At 42.2% G+C, this 22,843-nt stretch carries 21 protein-coding genes; 8 read left to right on the top strand and 13 right to left on the bottom strand.

Annotation, left to right across the window (positions count from 1 at the left end):
• Positions 1-39 precede the first annotated feature (39 nt).
• Both budA and alsS read right to left on the bottom strand, forming a co-directional pair.
• Positions 40-792 carry an acetolactate decarboxylase gene (budA, locus tag ABG082_RS16780; RefSeq protein ID WP_024718720.1) on the bottom strand — a complete coding sequence of 251 codons (753 nt, stop codon included), beginning with the start codon at positions 790-792 and terminating at the stop codon, positions 40-42.
• Positions 793-845: 53 nt separating this feature from the next.
• Positions 846-2,546 carry an acetolactate synthase AlsS gene (gene alsS, locus ABG082_RS16775; protein WP_348936295.1) on the bottom strand — a complete coding sequence of 567 codons (1,701 nt, stop codon included), beginning with the start codon at positions 2,544-2,546 and terminating at the stop codon, positions 846-848.
• A 150-nt stretch (positions 2,547-2,696) separates the two neighbouring features.
• On the opposite strand from alsS, the gene alsR reads away from it, so the two are divergent.
• A complete protein-coding gene (alsR, locus tag ABG082_RS16770; RefSeq protein ID WP_008343276.1) occupies positions 2,697-3,584 on the top strand; it encodes an acetoin biosynthesis transcriptional regulator AlsR in 888 nt (295 codons plus the stop codon).
• A 59-nt stretch (positions 3,585-3,643) separates the two neighbouring features.
• Positions 3,644-4,261, top strand: coding sequence for a flavin reductase family protein (locus ABG082_RS16765; RefSeq protein ID WP_024718717.1), 618 nt, complete (start codon positions 3,644-3,646; stop codon positions 4,259-4,261).
• A 260-nt stretch (positions 4,262-4,521) separates the two neighbouring features.
• Here the strand turns inward: ABG082_RS16765 and rbsB are convergent, their stop codons facing one another.
• The 9 genes from rbsB to ABG082_RS16720 form a co-directional block, all read right to left on the bottom strand.
• Positions 4,522-5,439 (bottom strand): ribose ABC transporter substrate-binding protein RbsB, encoded by a 918-nt coding sequence (rbsB, locus tag ABG082_RS16760; protein ID WP_348936294.1) that lies wholly within the window; start codon positions 5,437-5,439, stop codon positions 4,522-4,524.
• Positions 5,440-5,452: 13 nt separating this feature from the next.
• On the bottom strand, positions 5,453-6,406 hold the full coding sequence (gene rbsC, locus ABG082_RS16755) for a ribose ABC transporter permease RbsC (protein WP_008343271.1): 954 nt from the start codon (positions 6,404-6,406) through the stop codon (positions 5,453-5,455).
• Between the two features lies 1 nt (position 6,407).
• On the bottom strand, positions 6,408-7,889 hold the full coding sequence (locus ABG082_RS16750; protein ID WP_025208107.1) for a sugar ABC transporter ATP-binding protein: 1,482 nt from the start codon (positions 7,887-7,889) through the stop codon (positions 6,408-6,410).
• 15 nt (positions 7,890-7,904) lie between these two features.
• Entirely contained in the window at positions 7,905-8,297 is a 393-nt protein-coding gene (gene rbsD, locus ABG082_RS16745; protein ID WP_348936293.1) for a D-ribose pyranase, read from the bottom strand.
• Positions 8,294-9,172, bottom strand: a complete 879-nt coding sequence (rbsK, locus tag ABG082_RS16740; protein ID WP_348936292.1) for a ribokinase — start codon at positions 9,170-9,172, stop codon at positions 8,294-8,296. The genes rbsD and rbsK overlap by 4 nt, the downstream gene beginning before the upstream one ends.
• Positions 9,169-10,155, bottom strand: a complete 987-nt coding sequence (locus ABG082_RS16735) for a LacI family DNA-binding transcriptional regulator (protein WP_007497527.1) — start codon at positions 10,153-10,155, stop codon at positions 9,169-9,171. Before ABG082_RS16735 ends, rbsK begins: the two co-directional genes overlap by 4 nt.
• A 117-nt stretch (positions 10,156-10,272) precedes the next feature.
• On the bottom strand, positions 10,273-11,415 hold the full coding sequence (locus ABG082_RS16730) for a Ger(x)C family spore germination protein (RefSeq protein ID WP_046344643.1): 1,143 nt from the start codon (positions 11,413-11,415) through the stop codon (positions 10,273-10,275).
• Complete coding sequence (locus ABG082_RS16725) at positions 11,405-12,502, bottom strand: endospore germination permease (RefSeq protein ID WP_035702259.1); 1,098 nt, start codon at positions 12,500-12,502, stop codon at positions 11,405-11,407. Before ABG082_RS16725 ends, ABG082_RS16730 begins: the two co-directional genes overlap by 11 nt.
• Positions 12,492-13,973 (bottom strand): spore germination protein, encoded by a 1,482-nt coding sequence (locus tag ABG082_RS16720; RefSeq protein WP_008343262.1) that lies wholly within the window; start codon positions 13,971-13,973, stop codon positions 12,492-12,494. Before ABG082_RS16720 ends, ABG082_RS16725 begins: the two co-directional genes overlap by 11 nt.
• A 747-nt stretch (positions 13,974-14,720) precedes the next feature.
• Between ABG082_RS16720 and pgsB the strand changes: the two genes are divergently transcribed.
• The 5 genes from pgsB (at position 14,721) to ABG082_RS16695 (ending at position 19,049) form a co-directional block, all read left to right on the top strand.
• Positions 14,721-15,902 carry a poly-gamma-glutamate synthase PgsB gene (pgsB, locus tag ABG082_RS16715; protein WP_007497522.1) on the top strand — a complete coding sequence of 394 codons (1,182 nt, stop codon included), beginning with the start codon at positions 14,721-14,723 and terminating at the stop codon, positions 15,900-15,902.
• A 15-nt stretch (positions 15,903-15,917) separates the two neighbouring features.
• On the top strand, positions 15,918-16,367 hold the full coding sequence (gene pgsC, locus ABG082_RS16710; protein ID WP_007497520.1) for a poly-gamma-glutamate biosynthesis protein PgsC: 450 nt from the start codon (positions 15,918-15,920) through the stop codon (positions 16,365-16,367).
• Positions 16,368-16,385: 18 nt separating this feature from the next.
• Entirely contained in the window at positions 16,386-17,552 is a 1,167-nt protein-coding gene (locus tag ABG082_RS16705; protein ID WP_342494334.1) for a CapA family protein, read from the top strand.
• Complete coding sequence (locus tag ABG082_RS16700) at positions 17,549-17,719, top strand: hypothetical protein (RefSeq protein WP_008343253.1); 171 nt, start codon at positions 17,549-17,551, stop codon at positions 17,717-17,719. The genes ABG082_RS16705 and ABG082_RS16700 overlap by 4 nt, the downstream gene beginning before the upstream one ends.
• Positions 17,720-17,825: 106 nt before the next feature.
• A complete protein-coding gene (locus ABG082_RS16695) occupies positions 17,826-19,049 on the top strand; it encodes a C40 family peptidase (RefSeq protein WP_348936291.1) in 1,224 nt (407 codons plus the stop codon).
• A 56-nt stretch (positions 19,050-19,105) separates the two neighbouring features.
• On the opposite strand, the gene ABG082_RS16690 is transcribed toward ABG082_RS16695, so the two are convergent.
• Positions 19,106-19,987, bottom strand: coding sequence for a Cof-type HAD-IIB family hydrolase (locus ABG082_RS16690; protein WP_172673031.1), 882 nt, complete (start codon positions 19,985-19,987; stop codon positions 19,106-19,108).
• A gap of 166 nt (positions 19,988-20,153) precedes the next feature.
• The gene (locus ABG082_RS16685; RefSeq protein ID WP_035389731.1) at positions 20,154-21,119 is read right to left on the bottom strand and encodes an LCP family protein; all 966 of its coding nucleotides are present in this window, start codon (positions 21,117-21,119) and stop codon (positions 20,154-20,156) included.
• Positions 21,120-21,390: 271 nt separating this feature from the next.
• Between ABG082_RS16685 and ABG082_RS16680 the strand changes: the two genes are divergently transcribed.
• Complete coding sequence (locus tag ABG082_RS16680) at positions 21,391-22,755, top strand: sugar porter family MFS transporter (protein ID WP_089374136.1); 1,365 nt, start codon at positions 21,391-21,393, stop codon at positions 22,753-22,755.
• The last annotated feature ends 88 nt before the right edge of the window (positions 22,756-22,843 follow it).

The raw sequence follows: 22,843 nt of genomic DNA, 5'->3' as shown, positions 1-22,843 counted from the left end.
CATAAAGAAACACCCCGGCATCACCGGGGTGTGTTCATTTTATTTTTCTGGGCTGCTTTCCGCACTGGCAATTTGTTGTGCAAGGTCAGCACGATCAATGTCTGCTTGGAAGAACTCCTGCGTATTTGGAAGGTGTAAATTCATGTGACGTTTTTGGGAAATTCGGATGGTCACTTGATCCACAGTGTAATCAAATACGTGCCCGCCGACACTGCGATCATCATCAATAAAGTGGAGATGATATCCGCTTACCGCAATGCCATGTGCGTACTGCGGTGTTCGGAATCCTGCGATTGTCCCGCGAATATTTTCGAAATCGAAAATAGGCTGTGACTTAACTGCTTCTACCATCGGAACGTAAGGTTTTTCCTGTTTTTCAACCGTACGGGTTTGAACCTTTTTGAATGACCCATCGATGCGGATCGCATAAAAGACATTTTTGCTCGGTAAGATTCGGTCGATTTCTTCCTCTAGCTCTTTGGACGTCATCGGTGCATCAATTCGATGAACGATGTCCGTTTCAAAGAATGCTAGAGAGCAGAATGGTGAATAATCTTGATCGGTTACTGGTGTGGCTGTTCCATCAGAGCGCAGTCGATAAAAAGCGCCATCAAAGCCGATTAGTTCCCCATCTAATTGATTGAATGTGCCAATGCCAAAATCACCGTGCTCGGGAATATGTGATAGGGAGAAATCTCCATCGTATACGGCTTCCAGCAAGGAGGTCATGGTTGATACTTGATAGACCTCTTGCTTTTTGTCCTGCGGTATTGTGTTGTTTTGTTGATTCATTGGGTGCATCATACCCATATCCGCTCACTCCTTTAAAGTAATGTATCGAAGTCTTATCTGACGTTCGTTGTGTGTTTTTCACGAAAGACTTCTGGCCATTTTTGACTGGCGAGGTCTGGGTTGTCTTGATAGTCTATCGGAATATCAATAATAACGGGTCCTTCTATGTTTATACCCTTTTGAAGGACAGTTGAAAGCTCTTCAGGTGAGTTGACACGTAATCCAGTTGCTCCAAAGCTTTCTGCATATTTCACTAAGTCGATCTGACCGAACTCAACACAAGACGTACGGTCATACTTCATTTCCTGCTGGAATGCCACCATATCGTATGTGCTGTCGTTCCAAACGAGATGAACGAGATTTGTTTTCATGCGCACGGCTGTTTCTAATTCCATGGCGGAGAAGAGAAAACCGCCATCACCTGAGACTGAAATGATCTTTTCATCTGGATTCAATATGGAGGCTGCAATTGCCCATGGTAAAGCCACGCCAAGTGTTTGCATTCCGTTACTCACTAGGAACGTGTTCGGTTCATAAACACGGAAGTGGCGAGACATCCAAATGGCATGAGATCCGATATCACATGTCACTTTCGTGTCATCTGGGATGATACGTCTCAACGTATGAATGACATCCAGCGGGTGTGATAAATGACTTTCTCTTTCTGGTGCTTTTTCGATATCACTTAACAGCTCTTGTAATTCTGTGACCAGATCTACGTTCTTTTTGCATAATGAAAGTGGAACGCTGTCGTGGGCTAGATGTTGCACCGTTTCAGATATATTGCCCACAAGCTCAAGCGTCGGTTCATAGAAATGGTCAATATCTGCCTGCATGTCATCCACATGAATGATGTGACGCTGCTGCGGTTTCAAATTCCAATGCTTCGGATCGTATTCGATTGGATCAAAGCCAATAGTTAAAATCACATCCGCTTTCTCAATGAGAAGGTCCCCTGGCTGATTACGGAATAAGCCGATTCTGCCCACATATTGAGGCTCAAGCTCTCTTGAGAGAACGCCGGCTCCTTGGTACGTTTCGACAAATGGGATACCAAGTGTTTTTAATAATGTTCTTGTCGCATTTGCCGCAGCTGGACGGCTAGCTTTCATTCCCACAATTGCAACAGGTAAGTGCGCATTTTGAATTTTGGCGATGGCCGAACTGATGAGAGCATCCGGTGCAGGACCTAGTTCTGGAGAAAGGTGAGCAGACACTGGTGTTTGTGTGGTGTGTTCGGTCACGACATCTTGTGGAAAGCTGATAAATGCTGCTCCAGCTTGACCTCTTTGTGCCGCGCGAAAAGCATTTGTTAATGCTTCTGGTATATTGTTTACGTCTTGTACTTCAACGCTATATTTTGTCACTGGTTTGAATAATGCCGCATTGTCGAGTGATTGATGTGTTCGTTTGAGTCGATCCGCACGGATGACGTTTCCAGCGATTGCAACAACAGGGTCACCTTCTGTATTGGCTGTTAATAGACCTGTCGCTAAATTGGATGCGCCAGGACCTGATGTGACGAGACAAACGCCTGGTTTGCCAGTTAAACGACCGACAGCTGCTGCCATGAATGCCGCATTTTGTTCGTGTCTGCATAGCACAAGCTCTGGACCTCTGTCTTTTAATACATCAAATACTGCATCAATTTTTGCACCTGGAATCGCAAAAACATGTGTCACACCTTGGGCAATGAGCGTATCGACAATCAACTCTGCTCCTCGTTTTGTTAGGGGTTGTGTTTGAGAATTCATTTACCCCGCACTCCTTTCGGCAAGTAAAATTTTTTATGAAAATATATTTTCATGATATGATTTACTATACATTTCACAAAATAAATTTTCCAATATATGTTTAACGTAGTTTTAATATGTTTCACGAATAAGTGTTTGAGGAGTGAAAGGATGGAACTGAGACATTTGCAGTATTTTGTCACAGTCGCGGAGGAGCTGCATTTCGGCAGAGCGGCCGCACGATTGAACATGACACAGCCTCCACTTAGTCAGCAAATTAAGCAGTTTGAGGAAGAATTGGGATTTCCTTTGTTTCACCGGTCTAAACGGGTGGTGGAGTTAACAGCTGCTGGAAAGGTTTTTTTACATGAGGTCCGGGGGGTGCTGCATCAGCTTGATAAAGCCGTTGATCATGCCCGGCATACGGCAAGAGGGGAGCTTGGGAAGATTATCATCGGTTTCGTTGGTACAGCGACATATGATATTCTGCCGCCAGTTGTCCGTGAATTCAGAGAGCTGTACCCCTCTGTCAGTATTGAGCTGCAACAGCTCTCTGTCCCGCAGCAGCTTGAGGCGCTTTTGAATGGTGAGATTGATATTGGTTTTTTGCATCCTACATCACCGCAAGAAGAATTGGTCAGTCGTTTAATGAAGCAAAGTGAATGTATTTTTGCGATTCCGAAAAACCATCCGCTGGCGGAAAAAGAAGCGGTCACGATTGAAGATATTCGTGATGAGCCGATTATTTCTTTATCAAAGGAATCATGGCCGTCCCTTTATCAGCATTTTGTCCTGCTTTGTGAAAAGTACGGATTTTCACCCAATATCGTGCAGGAAGCAGCAGAATATCAAATGGTCATTGGTCTTGTCACAGCGGGAATCGGAATTGCTATCATTCCAACATCGGCCCGGCGTTTATTTAATTTAGATGTGGTGTATCGGTCAATTGAAGGTGAGCAGCTACTCGCGGAATGGACCATTTCTTATAGACGAGAAAATCATAATCCGGCATTGTTTCATCTTGTCCATCATATTCTCCATCGTGCTGAGCCGGAATAAGGGAAGAGAGAACGGGGTATGGTATGATGTCGTTACATACAAGAGGAGGCATGTCTGAAGTGATTACATTACAAATGGATCAGTTGTCACGAAAAGAAGCATATAAAGTATTATCTGGTTCCGTCGTTCCAAGACCCATTGCATTTATTACAAGCCTTTCTAAAGAAGAAGTCGTCAATGCTGCACCATTTAGTTTCTTTAATGTCATCAGCGGTCATCCTCCGCTGATCGCTGTTTCTATTGGACGTCGTCAAGGAGAGATGAAAGATACAGCAAAACATATCATCGACAGGGAAGAATTTGTTGTCCATGTGAGTGATGAAGCGATGATTGAAGATATTAATGAAACAGCTGCTACTTTGCCAGAGGAAGAGAGTGAGCTGACTCGTACCGGTCTTCATCAAGTGAAGAGCAGCGTGGTGTCAGTGCCAGGAATCAAGGAAGCACGCATTCGCTTTGAATGTCAGCTGGAAAAACATCTGACCTTTCAAAATGATGAAGGGGAGATCACAGTCGATCATATCATTGGCCGGGTGGTGTGTGCGCATTTAGATGAGTCTGTCTATGATGCGGAAAAAGGATATATTTTTACGAATGAATTAAAGCCAGTCGCGCGCCTAGCAGGTAATGATTATGCCCATTTAGGCACGCCATTTGTACTGAAGAGACCGGAATAACATCTAAAACTCCCGAGGCTATCGGGGGTCCAGCGTGTAGACAAACCCTCGCATTTGGTGTCAGTCCTGCGCTTCGGTGCTCACGAATGTCAATTCGCTCTGCTCCGGTGCTCGTCCTTCCTAGACTGCAAAGGTTTTCTATATCACGCTGAAAAGAAGACAAAGTGCTAAAATAAAGTTCATTTCAGCACTTTGTCTACAATCTAAAACAGCACTTTGTCTACAATCTAAAACCCCCGAGGCTATCGGGGGTTTAGTGTTTATTTCTTTTGTTCTAGTTTCAATGGAGCGGCGATATTTTTTTCTACCTTTCTGCCTTTTAATACATCGTCAGCAGCGCCGACTGCCAGTTGACCGATCAGCTCTGGCTGCTGCGCGACTGTTGCAGATAGTTTTCCTGCTTTGATCGAGTTGAGTGCATCTTCGTTACCGTCAAAACCGACGACAAGAATGTCTTTTCCAGAGCTTTGGATGGCCTCTAGTGCGCCAAGCGCCATTTCATCATTGTGGGCAAAAACGGCTTTGATGTCAGGGTTTCCTTGAAGAAGGTTTTCCATCACGTTGAGCCCTTTTGTCCGGTCGAAGTCAGCGGCTTGTTTTGCTGTGACATCTAACTGTTTGTCTGCAATTTGATGGAAACCTTTTCCTCGTTCACGTGTCGCAGAAGCACCTGGTACACCTTCTAGTTCAGCCACTTTTGCGCCTTTACCAACCTTGTCGATGATAAAGTTAGCGGCCATTTCGCCGCCTTTGATGTTATCGGAAGCAACGAGCGCTTCAACCTTTCCGCTTTCTGCGGAGCGGTCTAATGTGATGACCGGTATGTCTGAAGCATTCGCAGATTCGACAGCCGTTGATATGGCAGAGGAATCGGCTGGGTTAATGAGTAATGCATCAACCCCTTGTTGAATTAAATCTTCTACATCACTCGTTTGTTTCGCTGAATCATTTTGTGCATCGGCAATGACAACTTCGATGCCAAGCTTTTTCGCTTCTTTTGTCACGCCGTTTTTAAGAGAAACGAAGAATGGGTTATTTAAAGTCGAGATCGACAGTCCGATTTTAATGTCTTTTTTCTTGCCATCCTTTGTTGATTTGGCCCACTCTGGCGGTTCAAGCGAGCAGGCAGAGAGCATGAATAATGAGAGAGTCACGATCAGGATTACATATTTTTTCATAGCAGCTGCCTCCTTAAGCAGATTTCTTTCTGTCGAGTAGGACTGCAATCAAGATGACAATCCCTTTCACAACAGATTGATAAAATGATGAAACACCAAGTAAGTTCATACCATTGTTCAAGACACCAATAATGAGCACCCCGATGAGTGTGCCGACAATTCGTCCTCTTCCGCCGGATAGGCTTGTCCCGCCAAGTACAACGGCAGCAATTGCATCAAGTTCATACGACGTACCAGCTGTTGGCTGGGCTGAGTTGAGACGAGATGTTAAGATCGCACCTGCTAAAGCAGACATAAAGCCGGCTAATGAGTAAATCATGATTTTGACGCGTGGTACTTTAATACCTGAGATGAGGGCTGCTTTTTCATTTCCGCCAATGGCATACGTTCTTCTGCCAAAAGGTGTTTTATGAAGCAAGACCCAAAGTACGATAAAGGTGAGAAGCATGGTGATCGCTGGAACAGGAATTCCTAAGAAATATCCACGGCCAAATAGCTGAAATGCATAGTTAGAGCCGAGCCCTGTAATTGGGTTTCCGTCTGTATAAACAAGTGTCAATCCTCTGAAAATCGTCATCGTCGCAAGTGTTGCGATAAAAGGAGCCATTTTTCCTTTTGTGATTAAAAGACCGTTGATCATTCCAAGGATGGCACCGATGATACATCCAACGATGATGGCAAGAATCGGGTCCAAACCAGATACAATAAAGCCGGCAGTCAGAGCACTAGACAGCGCTAGAATGGCACCGACAGACAAATCAATTCCTCCGGTTAAAATAACAAACGTCATGCCAAAGGCAATGAGGGCGTTAATGGAGATTTGTCTCAGTAAGTTTAAAATGTTTAATGGTTCTAAAAAGGCCGGATTTAAGATAGAAACAATGGCGACAAGGATGATGAGTCCTAAGAATGGCCCAAGCTTTTGCATGATGTGATCAAATCGTCCATTTGAAGTAAGTGGTTTCATGTTACTTCCCTCCTGTAGCTAGTGTCATAATTCGTTCTTGTGTAGCTTCTGTTTTACTTAATTCTCCGCTGATGGTTCCTTCATGGATGACAAGCACTCGATCGCTCATCCCAAGAACTTCTGGGAGCTCAGAGGAGACCATCAAAATGGCAACACCTCGATCTGTCAGCTCGTTCATGAGCTGATAAATTTCTCGTTTCGCCCCGACGTCGACACCTCTTGTTGGTTCATCTAAAATCAGTACCTTCGGCTGAATGCCGATCCATTTGGCGATGACGACTTTTTGCTGATTTCCACCGGACAGGCTGCGTGCAGAAATTTCAGATGAAGCGGTTTTAATCGTGAGTCGTTTGATGAGCAGGTCAACAAAATCCTGTTCGTTTTTCTTATCAATCAGCCCCTTTGGAGAGAAGCTGTCTAAGTTAGGTAACCCGATGTTTTCCCGAATGGATGCATCTAGCATCAGTCCTTCATCTTTGCGATCCTCTGTGATAAAACCGATGCCAAGCTTGACCGCATCACTTGGTTTTTTAATGACAGCCTTTTTCCCATGAACCCAAATTTCTCCTTGATCCAGGGGATCGAGTCCAAAGAGCGACCGCATCATTTCCGTCCGGCCAGCGCCCATTAAGCCTGCAACACCGACAATTTCTCCAGCTTTGACGGAAAAACTGACATCTTGAAAGCGGCCTTTCCTCGTTGCTTGCTTCACCTCTAGGACGATATCACCAGTAGAAGGTGTGCGCTCAGGGTAACGATCGGTTAATTCGCGGCCGACCATTTTTTTGACGACTTCATGGAAATTCGTGTCTGGTATCGCTTTCGTATCGACCGTTTTTCCGTCACGCATGATCGTAATCCGGTCACAGATGGCAAAGATTTCTTCCATGCGATGAGAAATGTAGACGATGGAAACGCCTTCTTTTTTGAGTGATTCAATGACCTGAAATAGCTTTTCAATCTCACGGTCTGTGAGAGCGGCCGTTGGTTCATCCATAATGATGACCTTCGCATCGGTCATTAACGCTTTCGCAATCTCAATCATCTGCTTTTGTCCGACAGAACAGCTTCCTGCCTCTTGATCGAGCGAGAGGTTGACAGACAATCGGTCGAGCTGCGCTTGGGCGAGGGTTTTCATTTTCTTGGTGTCTAGGAGACCAAGTTTTGTATAGATTTCTTTCCCGATAAATAAATTCTCGAGTACCGTCATATCAGGCCATATATTCAGCTCCTGATGAATGAAGGCAATCCCGTTCTGCTCGGCTTCTTTCGGATTCTTGAAAGCGGTTTCTTTTCCGTCGATTTGAATCGTTCCTTGATCCAGGGAATAGAGTCCTGTCAGCAGATTCATTAACGTTGATTTTCCTGCCCCGTTTTCACCCATTAGTGCATGGACTTCACCTGTGACGAGGTCAAAGGAGACCCCGGCGAGAACGGTGTTTTTTCCAAAGGCCTTATGGATGTTATGCATTTCAATGTTCATAAGTGGCTCCTCCTTTTAAAAGATGACACCGGCATGAAGAATGCAGTTTGCGTATGGGGTGGCTTCACCCGTTCGAATCACTGCTTTTGCCTGTTTGGTCATGTCTTTGAACGTCTCGTGATCGACTTCATCTAACGGATGTGAGAACGCTTTCTTTAGAAATAAATGATCTCTCTCATTGGCTTGTTTGATTTCACTGGCGATTGTGATGTGTTCAACGGCCATTTCCTCAAGAAGGAGGGAAGTAACCTCCTGAAAGGATGGTGTGCCGATGGATAATGCAAGGTCGATCTTGACCGGGCCTTCTGGAATGGGCAGGCCGCAGTCTGCGATGACAATTGTATCTGTATGACCGAGGTCAGCAAGCACCTTGGCGATATGACTATTTAAAATACCATTTTTCTTCATTTCTTATTCTCCAATTCTTCTCTTGCTGGCATGCCGCCTTGGGCGCCAAATTTTGTGACTGAGATAGACGCTGCCAAATTGGCAAAGGCAAGTGCATCGTAAAGTGATTTTCCTTCTGTTAGTGCTACAGCTAGAGCGCCGTTAAAAGTATCACCAGCCCCTGTTGTGTCGACGGCTTTCACAGGATAGCCCGGCACCAACACTTCTTTTGTTCCGTCAAAGTAACGAACACCACTTTTTCCTTCTGTAATGAGCAATTTGTTTGGATATTGTCGCAAAGCTTCTGCTATGGTGAGTCCATCAAACATAAGAGCTGCTTCATGTTCGTTTGGCGTAATATAGGCAGCTTGATCTAATATTTGCTGATAGACTTTGCGAGCTGGTGCGGGATTTAAGATGACTGGAATCCCTTTTTCGCTGCAAATGGCGCAGACGGCTTCGACTGTTTCTTCAGGAATTTCCTGCTGGATAAGGACGATTCCGATATCTTCAATAGAAGAAAGAGCATCTTTTACATAGTGAGGTGTTACCTCATTGTTTGCTCCTTTGACGACAACAATGCTGTTATCTCCTTCAGCTAAAATGATATGGGCTGTTCCGCTTTCCATTTCGGTAACCGGTTTCATATAGGTGGTGCGAACACCTTGTATTTGCAAATTGCGCATAATGTCCTGACCATACGCGTCATCTCCAACCCGGCCAATCATATATACATCTGCACCGAGCCTTGCGCTTGCCACTGCTTGATTGGCTCCTTTTCCTCCAGGGACCGTTTTAAATGATTCGCCTAGAACGGTTTCTCCGGCACTGGGGCGTTTATTCGATGTAACAACTAAATCCATGGAACAACTTCCTACGACAACTATTTGACTCATTGTGAATCCACCTTTCTTGTGGTCTCTCGTTCAATAAAAGAGACGGGCATTTGAATAACTGCTTGATCTATTGGCTGTTTTTGAATGGCTTTAATGATCAGCTTTGCGGCTTCTTTCCCCATATCATAGGCAGGCTGCCGGATCGTTGATAAAGAAGGGAAGAGCAGTTCGCTTTGCGGAATATCATCGAATCCAATGATTTGGACGTCTTCTGGAATGGCTTTTCCAATTCGAAGTGCTTCGTGTACGACGGCTGCTGCGACGATGTCATTGCTGGCAATGATGCCATCTGTTTCAGGGTACAGCTTGAAAAGAGCCTTGGCGCTTTTTCGGGCTTCCTGAAAAGAAAAAGAAGCGTTAGACATCACATGAAAGTTAGCACCTTCTTCAGTCAGAACATCAAGTGCGCCTTTGAATCTTTGCCGCGCCGTTTGAAGATGAGCGGGCCCTTTTAGCAATGTGATCTGCTGACTGCCGCGTTTGATTAATTCCATTGCAGCCATTTTCCCGCCTGCCGTAGCATCTGCAAACACAGAAGGCGCATTTGGAACGGTACGATCTAAGAAGACAACAGGCAGTTCATCATCATTGTACAAATCCGATTCAGGTTCGTTTGTGACAGCGATGACACCGACCACCTGGTTTTGCTTAAAGGTTTGTAAATAGGCCATTTCCTTCTCCCGATCTTCATCACTGTTTCCGAATAATAACCGAAAGCCGTGTGCATGAATCTCATCCTCAACGCCTCTAGCCAGCTGAGGGAAGAAGGGGTTTGTGATATCAGGTAAGATGAGACCAACTAATCTTGATTCTCTTTTAAAAAGGGATCGTGCCACTTCATTGGGGAAGTAGTTCAGCTCCTGCATCGCTTGTGTCACACGGGTTTTCGTATCAATATGGACGTATCCAGTATCGTTGAGCACGCGTGAAACAGTCGCAACAGATACTTGAGCAGCTTTTGCAACATCTTTAATTGTAGCCAATGGAGTGCCTCCCTTCGTCGATGTGTAACCGTTTACACAGATAGATTATCACGAAAGCATTGAAAAGACAATCTTAAAAAAATAAAAAAAGAAAAGAAAGATGACTTCTTCCTTTTCTTAACTAATAATGCCTGTTTGTGTAATGTTTACTTTGATTTTTGGAATGATTTTCACTTTTGGATAATCGGTGACCCAATTCATTTTCATATACTCATCATAATGTCTGACCCGGTATTTTCTGCCGAGGCTTAAGACGTCAGAATTTGCTTCTTGTAATGTAGCAACAATTTTTTCTGCTTCTTTTGTCAAGATGGTTGAAAGTCTTTTGTTCAGCATTTCAATTTTTTTGTCTGTATCTAGATTATCTTTTGGGTACTCAAGGACAGAAGTATTAAATTCAAATTTGAGTGAGTATGTTAAGTTTCGATGATCAGGATTCAGAATCTCGATGTCTCTCTTCACATCAGTGACTTGGATGGTGATGTAATTGTTTTCTTTTGACTTCATGTCGCTTCTCACTTTTTTTGTGAAGTTGGCATACTTGCCCATTTTTCCGTCCATGACGGTGAGCAAGATCGCGTCTTGACCGTACAACTCGCCTTTCTTCTTCTCATTATCAAATAGAGCAACCCCTTTTACACTAATTAATTTCTTCGATTGATCAAAATAGATTAACGGTAGTGTGAAGTCCTCTCCAGTTTGAAGCATTTTAGATCGAATACTTTGAATGTTTTTAGGTGCTACTTGGGAGGAGCGTGATGCGGTTGTGATCAAGTTATTTAAATAGTCACTCACGATGAGTTTTTCCTTCAGCAGCGAGTTAATCACTTCTTCACAGGTCCCCCCTTGAACAACGGCAAGATTTGCGAGGAGGGGACTTTTTGGATCACGATAAAACATATCTAAGTAGGGCAGAAGACGATTTTGGGCAAATTCATCACCGATCAGCATCACCCGCATTTTCGACATGTCTATTTTTTGATCCACTATCCGGCTGAAGTTGGTTCTCGCTTTTCTTAAAGTAGGGGCTTCAGTTGTGAGAAGAGTGGTTAAAAAGCTACCTGTATTTCCTTGTTCCATACTTTGAGACTGCTGCACCTTTCGATAAGTAATCGAGTATCTTGCATTTTCATCCTCTCCCTGATCAACAGCGGAGGTTAACACAAGAGAGATGTTCTTTAATAAATTTTGATCCCAGCAGCCAGGCATGAATATGAGAGAAACACACATGAGCAACGTCAGTATGTACTTATGACGCATGTGATTTCACCTTCCCTTTGCGATGTTTGATAAAGATGATAATGGCCATAAAGATTGGGAGTGTGTAAATAAATGAATATTGAGCGATGGTGGTAAAATCATTAAAACGCTGAATTCTAAAATTATCGGTTGCAAGGTAACAGCTAGCCGCATAGATCAAAATGGCAAAATAAAAGACATATTTTTTGTGTTCTTTTTTCTTAAGAATACTTGCCACGCCATTCGCACAAAAGTAAAGGTAATTGCTGAGTGTGGCAAGAATGATAAATACCCAGAAACTGAGAAAGATCAAGTCTGTTCGCTCAATCACACCGAACGAAATGGTTTTTAACAGATAAAGAACAGGGTTGGGAATGATATTGAGCTCAATCGGACTGAAGAACATAAAACAAATCAATGTAATAAATAGGTAGTAAAGCGTCGTGCATATATTGGCAATGGTCATGACTTTATATCGTTCCTTAATGGTTCCTTTCATCAATGGAGAGATAATGAGGATCATCTCGAACCCATTCATAGATAGAACGACGTCCTTTAATCCGAGTGAAACTTGAGAAACGTCCACTTGGAAAAAGGGCATGAGGTAGTCGATATTGGTTCCTTTTAATGAATAGAGCATTAAGAGAGACAGCATGAGCAAAAAGGGCGTCAAAATGAAGTTAAACCTGACAATCGCCGTAATTTGCTCCTTTGCAATGTAAATGATGGAGATCATCAGTAACAGATTAATGACCCAATTTGGTGTGAGCGGCAGCACCCAAATGCCAAGAATTCTTGTGAAAATGGATAAAACAACAATGCAGACGGAGGCGAAGTATAACGTATATAGTGCCACCAATGTCCGGCCGATCCATTTTCCGAACACTTCAATTAAGGCTTGGAAAAATGATGTATCAGGATACTTCTGAATGATGTAAATAAAAATGGTGTTAATGATTTGAATGAAAAAACAGGCTAAGATAATCGCCATCCACCCATCGTGTCCCATGTCTTTCATCAGCAAATGGGGGAGAGCTAAAATACCGACACCAATTTGAGATTGAATGATAAAAAAGACAGCTTGAGGTGGAGATATTTTATTTTTCATCTTTATTTTTCCATCCTCTCAAATTTTCAATTTGCTCTTTCTTTTTTGGATTTAAGTAAACAGGGCGCTTTTTGTACATCCACATCGGTAATCGAATCACAGTATCTTTTAAGTCCTGCCAGTTAAATGGAGCCACTGGTGATAAGTACGGGACACCTAGTGATTCGAGGCGGCATAAATTCATCAATACGATCGACAGGCCGAATGAAATGCCAATAAACCCAAACATCGATGCCATAAACATGAGAGGGAAACGAAGCATACGAATGGTGGACGTCATTTCAAAGGATGGGAGGACAAAGGATGCAACAGCTGTCACGGCAACAACAATGACAAGGACATTCGAAATGAGTCCAGCTTTTACCACAGCGTCTCCAATCACCAAACCGCCTACAATCCCAATCGTCTGACCAATTGGCTTTGGCAGTCGCACCCCTGCTTCTCGTATGAGCTCAATCGTAATTTCCATCAGCATTGCTTCAATTAACGGCGGAAAAGGAATGCCGATGATGGAATTTTTCATCGTAATCGCTAATTCATCCGGGACCACCTCATAATGAAAACCAATGACCGCAATATAAAAAGAAGGCAAAATCACTGCGATGATACAGGCAACATAGCGAAGAATACGAATAAATGTAGCCGGAATCCAGCGGCTATTATAGTCATCTGGTGATTGAAAGAAACTAAAGAACGTAATAGGCAGAATGATAGCCATTGGGCTGCCGTCCATTAAGACGACAATTCTTCCTTCAAGAATGGCGGATCTCACTTTGTCAGGTCGTTCTGTGTCAATAAGCTGCGGGAAGATGGAATACGAATCATCCTCAATCGCCTCTACAATAGAACCTGGGCTAAGCAGCGTGTCTACTTTAATAGAAGAAATTCGTTTGTTAACCTCATCTATCTTTTCTTGATTGGCAATATCAGAAATATAAACCGTCGCAACCTTTGTTTCAGATTTTGTACCGACCTTATGATACTGGATTGCAAGTTTTCGATCATTTAAGTGTGAACGCAGCAAATATAAATTGGTATCTAAGCTCTCAACAAACCCATCATGTGCGCCTGCAATAATACTTTCAGAAGAAGGTTCAGAAATGGAACGCAGAGGCGGCTGTCCAACAGCAAATATTTTGATCTGTGCAGATTTTTCATCAAGGAAGGCAATACTTCCGGCAATAATGCTGTCGACAATCAGCGTCAAGTCACCTGTTTCGAGTGAACTAAGAGATTTTGCATAGTCCTGCTTTCCAGGAGGGCCAAGCAAGTTGCCAATAATGAAGTTGTTTAATTTACTTTCATCCACTCTTGTTTTAATAAAAAACAACACTGATTTCGTTTCATTCACCATCAATTCCCGGTATTCAAAATCAGCGCTTTGTTGAAATGCTTTTTTCAGAATCCGAATCTTTTCCTCAAAACCGCCTGATAAAAAGTGTAAGCGTGTTTGCTCATTCGTATTTGGCATCTTTAGCCTCCTCTCACAGATTTTTTAACCATAGTGTAAGCCGAGAAGATGATTTTATGCGTCATCTTTGGGGAAAGCATGACACGCACCGACAACTTTCAACTAAAATCACATTAAAAATGTTAAGAAATGATGAATCTTGATAAAAAGAAATGAATAATGTTTCATTGTTTAGGTCATAAGGAGCGAATATCGTAAAGAGAGCCTATAACAAAATGATTAATTTTTGACATCTTATCCCAATTTTTTGTGACCTATAAATAAGCAGATGACTTGATTTTTTGATAGGTGACCTTTGTCATAGGTCAACACATAGCATTCTGACCAATGAGGATGACTTTCTAACCTGTTCATTTAAAAATATAAAATATTCTAAAACACGCACTATTCATTTAAAGCGCTGATATGACTGATTTCGTAGAGATGAAAGGGCTTTAAAACATTGATTCAAAATACATCTTAATAATTGTCGAAAAATTTAGGGAGAAAAGGACAAAAGATTTTTCACTGTTTGATGGTAACGCTTTCTCTTGTTCTGAGCAGAAAATCAGGCGTCATTTTGTCCGTCTTTTGGCCTTTTCATTTGAGAGTGAGATAGGCAATTACGCCTTCTGTTTAGAGGAATTTGGCATACGAGGAAGTGAAAGATTATGTTACATAATACCGATTGTGATTTTATGCTGAACCTATATACTGTTGATTGAATTTACATATCACACTCATAAAAAAAGGAGATGTAGATAAGCGATGTGGTTAATCGTTATAGCCTGTGTCATCATGTTAGGGATTGGCTTTATTGAAAAGAAGCGTCATCAGAAAAATATCGATGCCCTGCCGGTACGCGTCAATATTAATGGTATACGCGGAAAGTCTACCGTTACAAGATTGACAACCGGTATCTTAATGGAGGCAGGTTATAAAACTGTCGGCAAAACAACAGGAACGGATGCAAGAATGATTTATTGGGATACGCCAGAAGAGAAACCGATTAAAAGGAAACCGCAAGGACCAAATATCGGAGAGCAGAAAGAAGTTATGAGAGAAACAGTTGAAAGAGGAGCAAATGCCATCGTCAGTGAATGTATGGCGGTGAATCCAGATTACCAAATTATCTTTCAGGAAGAGCTGCTTCAAGCGAATATTGGCGTGATCGTAAACGTTCTTGAAGATCATATGGATGTGATGGGGCCAACTCTTGATGAAATAGCTGAAGCCTTTACAGCGACAATTCCTTACAATGGGCACTTGGTTATTACGGATAGTGAATATACAGATTTCTTTAAAGAGATTGCGAAAAAACGCAATACTGAAGTGATTGTTGCAGATAATTCCAAGATTACCGATGAGTATTTACGGAAATTTGAGTATATGGTGTTCCCGGATAATGCTTCACTTGCACTTGGTGTTGCACAAGCATTGGGAATTGATGAAGATACGGCATTCAGAGGAATGTTAAATGCGCCGCCTGATCCAGGAGCGATGAGAATTCTTCCATTAATGGATGCAAAAACACCTGGACATTTTGTAAATGGATTTGCGGCTAATGACGCAGCATCTACATTGAACATTTGGAAGCGTGTGAAGGAAATTGGGTATCCAACAGATGAACCGATTATTATCATGAACTGTCGTGCGGATCGCGTAGATAGAACGATCCAGTTTGCGGAGGATGTACTTCCTTATATTGAAGCAAGTGATCTTGTCTTAATTGGTGAAACGACAGATCCAATTGTGAAGGCATTTGAGGATGGAAAAATTCCGGCTGACCACTTACACAACCTTGAATATCAATCTACAGAACAAATTATGAACATGCTTGAGAAAAAGCTTCATAATCGAGTGGTTTATGGAGTCGGCAATATTCACGGCGCCGCTGAACCTTTAATCGAAAAAATTCAAGAATACAAAATTAAGCAGCTTGTCAGCTAGGAGGAAATATAGAAAATGTTCGGATCAGATCTTTATATCTCGTTAATTTTAGGTGTTCTACTCAGTTTAATTTTTGCAGAAAAAACAGGAATCGTACCAGCTGGGTTGGTTGTTCCAGGTTATCTGGCGCTCGTCTTTAACCAGCCAGTCTTCATTTTAGTTGTTTTATCTGTCAGCTTGCTGACATATGTGATCGTTCGTTTTGGACTATCGAAATTTATGATTTTGTACGGACGTAGAAAGTTTGCGGCGATGCTGATTACAGGGATTGCCTTAAAGCTCATATTTGATTTCTTCTATCCAGTAGTTCCGTTTGAAATAGCAGAATTCCGCGGAATCGGAATCATCGTGCCTGGATTGATTGCGAATACGATTCAAAAGCAAGGTCTTACGATTACCCTTGGAAGCACATTACTTCTAAGTGGTGCAACATTTGCCATCATGTATGTTTACTATCTATTTTAAGATAAGGTGTGTCCAATGATGAATAAAAAATTGAGCTTTCAGGAAAAGCTGCTGAAAATCACAAAGAACCAAAAGAAAAAGACGAATAAACACGTACTGATTGCTTTACCGATTGTCATTGCTTGTACATTTCTATTTACATTTATCGGGAAAGCACAAGTACCAACTGTAGAAAAGAATCCAGAAAACATCCTGACCGCTTCGTTTGTCGGAGATATTATGTTTGGAAGAAATGTAGAGAAAGTAACAGATCGCTATGGAAAGCAGCACCTGTTCCGCTATGCGAAGCCGTATTTTGATGTTTCAGATTATGTAACAGGGAATTTTGAGCATCCAGTGGCTTCAGATAAGGAACAGGCAGCACAAAAGAATATTCATTTGAAAACAGATGAAGATTCTGTACAAGCGTTAAAGGATTTGAATTTCTCTGTACTAAACTTTGCGAATAACCATGCAGCAGACTACGGTGAAAAAGGCTTAAATAACACGATTGATGCCTTTGAAAAAGCTGACATGGATTATACAGGGGCAGGGCGCAACGTCAAAGATGCGAAGCAGAACATTTCATACAAAGAAGTGAATGGCGTTAAAATCGCTACCCTTGGTTTTACAGATGTATATGGAAATGATTTTAAAGCAACAAATCGCAAGGCAGGTATTCTGCCAGCTGATCCATCTATCTTTATTCCGATGATTTCACAAGCTGCTGAAAAGGCAGATATCGTTGTCGTTCATGCGCACTGGGGACAGGAATATAACAATGAAGTAAACGACAGACAAAGAGAGCTGGCAAGAGCGATGTCAAAGGCTGGTGCTGATATCATTATCGGTGCACACCCGCACGTTCTTGAGCCGATGGAAGTCTATAACGGAACAGCGATCTTCTATAGCTTGGGGAACTTTATTTTTGACCAAGGCTGGTCAAGAACACGTGATTCTGCCATTGTTCAGTATCATCTGAATGAAGATGGAAAAGCGACATTTGAAGTGGTTCCAATGTACATCAAAGAAGCGACACCTGCTCCAGTCAAAGCAGGATCTCTTGAATCAAAATCGATTATCCGTATGCTGACAAATGGCACGAATGCGGATTGGAAAGAAAAAGACGGACATATTTTCTTTGAAGTCGATCATTCTGATAAAGTTCAAACATTAAAAGAAAACGAGGGGAAGGATAAAAAATGAAATTCCTTAAAGCAAGCTGGCCGTTTGTTGCGTTAATTTTAGTCTTTGTCTTTATGTCTGCTTTTAAATTTAGTGACAGCCTCACAGATCATGAGAAACAAAAGATCTCGGTTGAAATGCAGAAAATTGAACAGCAAAAGCAGTCAAAAGCGGAAGCAAGTAAATAAAGAAATGATGATGAAAAGAGCACGCGAGGCGTGCTCTTTTTTGACGGAAAAAGGTGTAAAATGAAAGGGGTCATGTCGAAACTATAAAAGAAAGGAGGAAGAGAGGATGAAATGGAAAGGAATACTGCTTGGAGGATGTGCCATTGTAGGACTCATGTTTATGTCCCAAACAGAGGTGTCTGCTCAAACAACATCTCCTTTAAAACAAGCGGAAACGCTGATAGGTACGCCTTATCATAAAGGAGGAATCGATCCGAAAACGGGCTTTGATGCGTCTGGCTTTATACAATATGTATACAAAACAACAGGTGCATTTGATTTGCCGCGAAAGGTGATTGATCAATACCAAATCGGTGAAAACGTATCATGGGAAAAAGCGAAGCCTGGAGACCTTGTCTATTTTCGCAGTCTTGAAGAAACAAAAGACATCCCGACACATGTTGCTTTGTACGCTGGAAATGATCAAGTGATCCACATCACACTCAGTCAAGGGGTGGTGAAAACAGATGTCAGCAAAAGTAAATATTGGACCGATCGGTTCTATGCGGTCAAACGGCTGCCTGTCTCCCAAGAGATGTCGGATGATCAACTGGTGAAAGATGCGATGAAATATTTAGGAATCCCTTATGTATTCGGGGCATCAGATCCAAAAGTAGGATTCGATTGTTCAGGTTTTTTACAATATTTATTTGAAAAATCACTTGGGATTTATTTGCCAAGAAGTGCTGAGCAGCAATGGATGGTTGGAGAGAAAGTAGCACGAGACGATATTCGCCCTGGAGACTTTGTTTTTTTTAGCAACACGTATAAAAAAGGAATTTCACATGTAGGAATGTACATCGGAGGAGACCGCTTTATTCATGCGAGCCGTTCGGAAAGTGTGACGATTTCTTATTTGTCTGAATCGTATTGGCGTGAGAAATGGACAGGTGCGAAACGATTAACTGAGCTGAAACTAGCGAAAGAAGACCCAGTCGTATCAAAAGCCGCTACGTATATTGGAGAAGTACCTTATGTAAAAGGTGGTGCGAGCCCAAAGCAAGGCTTTGATACAGCAGGATTCACGCAGTATATCTATCAAGCAGTGCTTGGAATTGAGATGCCTCGCTATGCGCCGGGTCAAGTTAAAGCAGGTACACCTGTGAAACGATCGGAACTAAAGCCGGGAGATCTTGTCTTTTTTAAAGGGACTTCGTTGATGCCAGCCATTTATGCTGGTTCAAATCAAGTCATTCATGTGACGGTTTCAAATGGCGTTGTCATTACCAATATGAAAACAAGTACGTATTGGAAGGATAAATATGAGACGGCTGTTAGAATCAAAAAATAAAGAAAAAGCCCGATCAATGCTCGGATCGGACTTCTCGACTTCTCACTAGGCGCTGATCAGACAAGCGTCTTTTTTTCTTGAAATTGATTCTGCAAAAGCAGATCAATAAAATAGGCGACGCCATCTTCATGGTTGCCTTTTGTGATGTAGGTGCTTTTTTCTTTAATGACATCCACCGCATTCCCCATCGCTATCCTGTGTCCTGCTTCATCGAACATGGATAGATCATTAGGGCTATCACCGATCGCATAAATATTGGATCGGTCTACGCCATAATGGGCTGCAAGTTTCTTGAGGGCATGTCCTTTGCCGGACTCTTTTGGCAGTACCTCAATGATATGTTCTCCGGATGAGGTCAATGAGAGCTCAGGCATCTTAGAAAGAAGATCTCGTGCTTCTTGCAGCTTATTCATATCAAATGAGAAGCATAGTAATTTATAAGTTGGTTCATTCGACTCAAAAATTTGACGGATGTCATCGACAGGTTTGATGCCAAACTGTTTAAATTGAGTCATCGCCCCTTCCCATAAATCAGCTACATCCTCGTTAGGATTGGCGCTTTTGATCATATCAAATTCAGCTTTGAGCTTTTCTTTTCCATCAAATGGGGAAAGGAGGGCATCGTCTGTATAGACCTCGAAATAAATGTTCCGTTCCACCAATTCCTTTGCAGCACGTCTACCAGCTTCTTGATCAAGGGTGATTCTGCTGAAGAGCTTGTACCCTTCTGTATGGACAGTTCCTCCGTTTGCCGCAATAATGGGAATGTCCAAATCCCCAAGAAGCTCTTTTACATCAAAAGTTGCGCGCCCTGTACAAATGGTCACAATATATCCAGCTTCCTTCGCACGAATCAATGCTTGCCGGTTTTGAGCGGATATTTCACTTTTTGTATTTAAGAGTGTACCGTCTAAATCAATCGCAATCATTTTTTTCATTGCTGTTATATCCTCCTTCATTCATGCAATATCCTCTTCAAAGTATGTACGATTTCCTTCATTCTCATGAAAGAGTCGGATCGTGGATTCCTCTCTTTAAGGCTAAACAAAAATGGTCAATTGATCAAGGATATAAGAAAAAGCGCCCAAAGGACGCTTTCTGTTTTTATGATAATTCAAGCTGTTTCTTCAATTCCGTTTTGACTTCGTTCAGTTGGTTTTGATCCAATTGGTAATAATAAACGCCATTTGGCTGGTAATCAGATCCTTTTAGTTGAATCGTATCAACAGATTTCAATGAAGTGAGTAGTGGGAAAAGACCGACTAGTTCTTTCATTGACAGGTTAGTTGAGACGTTATCGCCTAGAGTATCTATGATATTGTCATAAGACGGAATGGACGTTACTGATTTTGATTTATCGAAAATGGCTTTTAAAACTTCCATTTGACGCTGTCCGCGCATGAGATCACTGTCTGCTTTTCTTGTTCTCACATACGCGAGAGCTTGATTACCATCTAGTGTGTGAGTACCCGTTTGCAGCTGAACTTTGCCCTTTGTATCTTTAAGAATCTGTTTCACAACATATTCATCTTTAATGTTAACGGAAACACCATTCAATTCATTCACAATTTCCTTAAATGCTTTGAAATTACTTTCAATCACAAAGTCGACAGGAATATCTAGTAAATTCTCAACTGTACTTACCGTGAGGTCTGCATCACCAAATGCGTGTGCATGTGTAATTTTGTCATAACCATGACCTGGAATATTAACATATGAGTCCCTTGGAATACTTAATAATTTCACGGTTTTATTCGTACGATTTACTGTCGCTAATACCATTGCATCGCTTCGTGCTTGTTTGACGGTTTCGCCTGGTCTGCTGTCAATGCCAAGCAGCAAGACAGAAAAGCTGTCTTTCCCAGGATCAAATGCTTCAATCCGTTTGACAGATTGTGCACCGCGGTCTAGAGAGACTTGTGCTTTTTTCGCAGCTGTTGTCACTTTATAGTAGGCATAGCCGGTGACAGAAGCGGTTGTCAGTAAAAGAATACCAAAAATAAAAAGAGTGACTTTCACCCATGGTTTTAAACGCTTTTTGCCTTTGCGTTTACTTCTTGTTTGATCCATATATTTTAAACCCTCGCTATGATTTTATAGTAAAGATGTCCTTCTTCATGCTTACAAACTAAAACAAATATACCTTAAAACGGGATATAGTGCGACATTTTTTTCACTAACGCTTAATTGACGTTTCCTTATCTAAAAAAGTTTCAATGATACGCAAATGAAATATATTTGTCATAAAACATCGAAATGTTTGAAATGACAGGAAGTGAGGAAAATGATTTTTCATAGAGAAACATCCAGTCATTACATAGATAAAAGAGGGGTTATGATCATGAAAAATCGGAATGGGTGGCTTTATTTCTTCGGCGCACTTGGCGGCGCCTTATATGGTTACGATACAGGTGTCATTTCTGGCGCTATCTTATTTATGAAAGAGGATTTAGGTTTAAATGCATTTACAGAGGGACTTGTGGTCAGCTCGATTTTAATCGGGGCGATGCTCGGGTCTTCTCTTTCTGGAAAACTGACAGATCAATTCGGACGGAAAAAAGCGATAATCGCCGCAGCCATTTTATTTATTATCGGCGGATTTGGAACAGCCCTTGCACCGAATACGGAGGTCATGGTCTTATTTCGAATCGTGCTAGGACTTGCTGTCGGATGCTCGACGACGATTGTTCCATTGTATTTATCTGAACTTGCGCCAAAGGAATCAAGAGGGGCACTTTCCTCATTAAACCAACTCATGATCACATTTGGTATTCTTCTTGCCTATATTGTGAACTACGTTTTAGCAGATGCAGAGGCATGGCGTCTGATGCTTGGAATTGCCGTTGTTCCTTCTGTGCTCTTGTTATGTGGTATTTTGTTTATGCCAGAAAGTCCTCGCTGGCTGTTTGTCCAAGGACAGGCGGACCGGGCGAAAGAAATATTGTCAAAACTTAGACAAAGCAAGCAAGAAGTTGAAGACGAAATTGCGGATATTCAAAAAGCAGAAAGTGAAGAAAAAGGCGGTCTTAAGGAATTACTCGAACCATGGGTGCGCCCCGCTTTAATTGCTGGTGTCGGTTTAGCCTTTTTACAGCAGTTTATTGGGACAAATACGATCATTTATTATGCACCAAAAACATTCACAAGTGTCGGCTTTGGCGATTCAGCAGCCATTTTAGGAACTGTAGGAATTGGTGCAGTCAATGTTGTCATGACGTTTGTTGCGATTAAAATCATTGATCGTGTCGGGCGGAAAGCGTTACTCCTATTTGGAAATGTAGGGATGGTTCTTAGTTTGATTGTTCTAGCAGTGGTCAATCGTTTTTTCGAGGGATCAACAGCTGCAGGTTGGACGACGATTATATGTTTAGGACTTTTCATCGTCATTTTTGCTGTCAGCTGGGGCCCGGTCGTATGGGTGATGCTGCCGGAGCTGTTCCCAGTACATGTCCGGGGAATCGGTACGGGGGTATCGACCTTCCTACTGCATACAGGGAATTTGATCATCTCGCTCACATTCCCAACCTTATTAAGTGCAATCGGCATCAGTAACCTTTTCCTTATTTATGCAGCCATCGGCATAGGTGCCTTCTTATTTGTGAAATATTTAGTCACAGAAACGAAAGGAAAAAGTCTTGAAGAGATTGAAGAAGATTTAAAAAAGAGAAACCGTGCCGTCGTGAATGACGAAGGGGAAACGGTATGAAAAAAGACCAGCTGCATGAGGCAGCTGGTCTCAGCGTGTAGACAAACCCTCGCATTCGTTGTCAGTCTTGCGCTTCGGTGCTCACGAA

It is taken from the genome of Bacillus sp. BS1807G30 (genome assembly GCF_040047675.1).
Taxonomy (GTDB): domain Bacteria; phylum Bacillota; class Bacilli; order Bacillales; family Bacillaceae; genus Bacillus; species Bacillus altitudinis.
The sequence above is the reverse complement of the archived record's forward strand: the minus strand, read 5'-3'. Positions and strand labels throughout refer to the sequence as shown.

Bases quoted from the DNA above. Each gene is read 5' to 3' on its own strand.
- budA (WP_024718720.1), bottom strand. From the start codon at position 792: ATGAATCAACAAAACAACACAATACCGCAGGACAAAAAGCAAGAGGTC.
- alsS (WP_348936295.1), bottom strand. From the start codon at position 2,546: ATGAATTCTCAAACACAACCCCTAACAAAACGAGGAGCAGAGTTGATT.
- alsR (WP_008343276.1), top strand. From the start codon at position 2,697: ATGGAACTGAGACATTTGCAGTATTTTGTCACAGTCGCGGAGGAGCTG.
- rbsB (WP_348936294.1), bottom strand. From the start codon at position 5,439: ATGAAAAAATATGTAATCCTGATCGTGACTCTCTCATTATTCATGCTC.
- rbsC (WP_008343271.1), bottom strand. From the start codon at position 6,406: ATGAAACCACTTACTTCAAATGGACGATTTGATCACATCATGCAAAAG.
- ABG082_RS16750 (WP_025208107.1), bottom strand. From the start codon at position 7,889: ATGAACATTGAAATGCATAACATCCATAAGGCCTTTGGAAAAAACACC.
- rbsD (WP_348936293.1), bottom strand. From the start codon at position 8,297: ATGAAGAAAAATGGTATTTTAAATAGTCATATCGCCAAGGTGCTTGCT.
- rbsK (WP_348936292.1), bottom strand. From the start codon at position 9,172: ATGAGTCAAATAGTTGTCGTAGGAAGTTGTTCCATGGATTTAGTTGTT.
- ABG082_RS16730 (WP_046344643.1), bottom strand. From the start codon at position 11,415: ATGCGTCATAAGTACATACTGACGTTGCTCATGTGTGTTTCTCTCATA.
- ABG082_RS16725 (WP_035702259.1), bottom strand. From the start codon at position 12,502: ATGAAAAATAAAATATCTCCACCTCAAGCTGTCTTTTTTATCATTCAA.
- ABG082_RS16720 (WP_008343262.1), bottom strand. From the start codon at position 13,973: ATGCCAAATACGAATGAGCAAACACGCTTACACTTTTTATCAGGCGGT.
- pgsB (WP_007497522.1), top strand. From the start codon at position 14,721: ATGTGGTTAATCGTTATAGCCTGTGTCATCATGTTAGGGATTGGCTTT.
- pgsC (WP_007497520.1), top strand. From the start codon at position 15,918: ATGTTCGGATCAGATCTTTATATCTCGTTAATTTTAGGTGTTCTACTC.
- ABG082_RS16705 (WP_342494334.1), top strand. From the start codon at position 16,386: ATGAATAAAAAATTGAGCTTTCAGGAAAAGCTGCTGAAAATCACAAAG.
- ABG082_RS16700 (WP_008343253.1), top strand. From the start codon at position 17,549: ATGAAATTCCTTAAAGCAAGCTGGCCGTTTGTTGCGTTAATTTTAGTC.
- ABG082_RS16695 (WP_348936291.1), top strand. From the start codon at position 17,826: ATGAAATGGAAAGGAATACTGCTTGGAGGATGTGCCATTGTAGGACTC.
- ABG082_RS16690 (WP_172673031.1), bottom strand. From the start codon at position 19,987: ATGAAAAAAATGATTGCGATTGATTTAGACGGTACACTCTTAAATACA.
- ABG082_RS16685 (WP_035389731.1), bottom strand. From the start codon at position 21,119: ATGGATCAAACAAGAAGTAAACGCAAAGGCAAAAAGCGTTTAAAACCA.
- ABG082_RS16680 (WP_089374136.1), top strand. From the start codon at position 21,391: ATGAAAAATCGGAATGGGTGGCTTTATTTCTTCGGCGCACTTGGCGGC.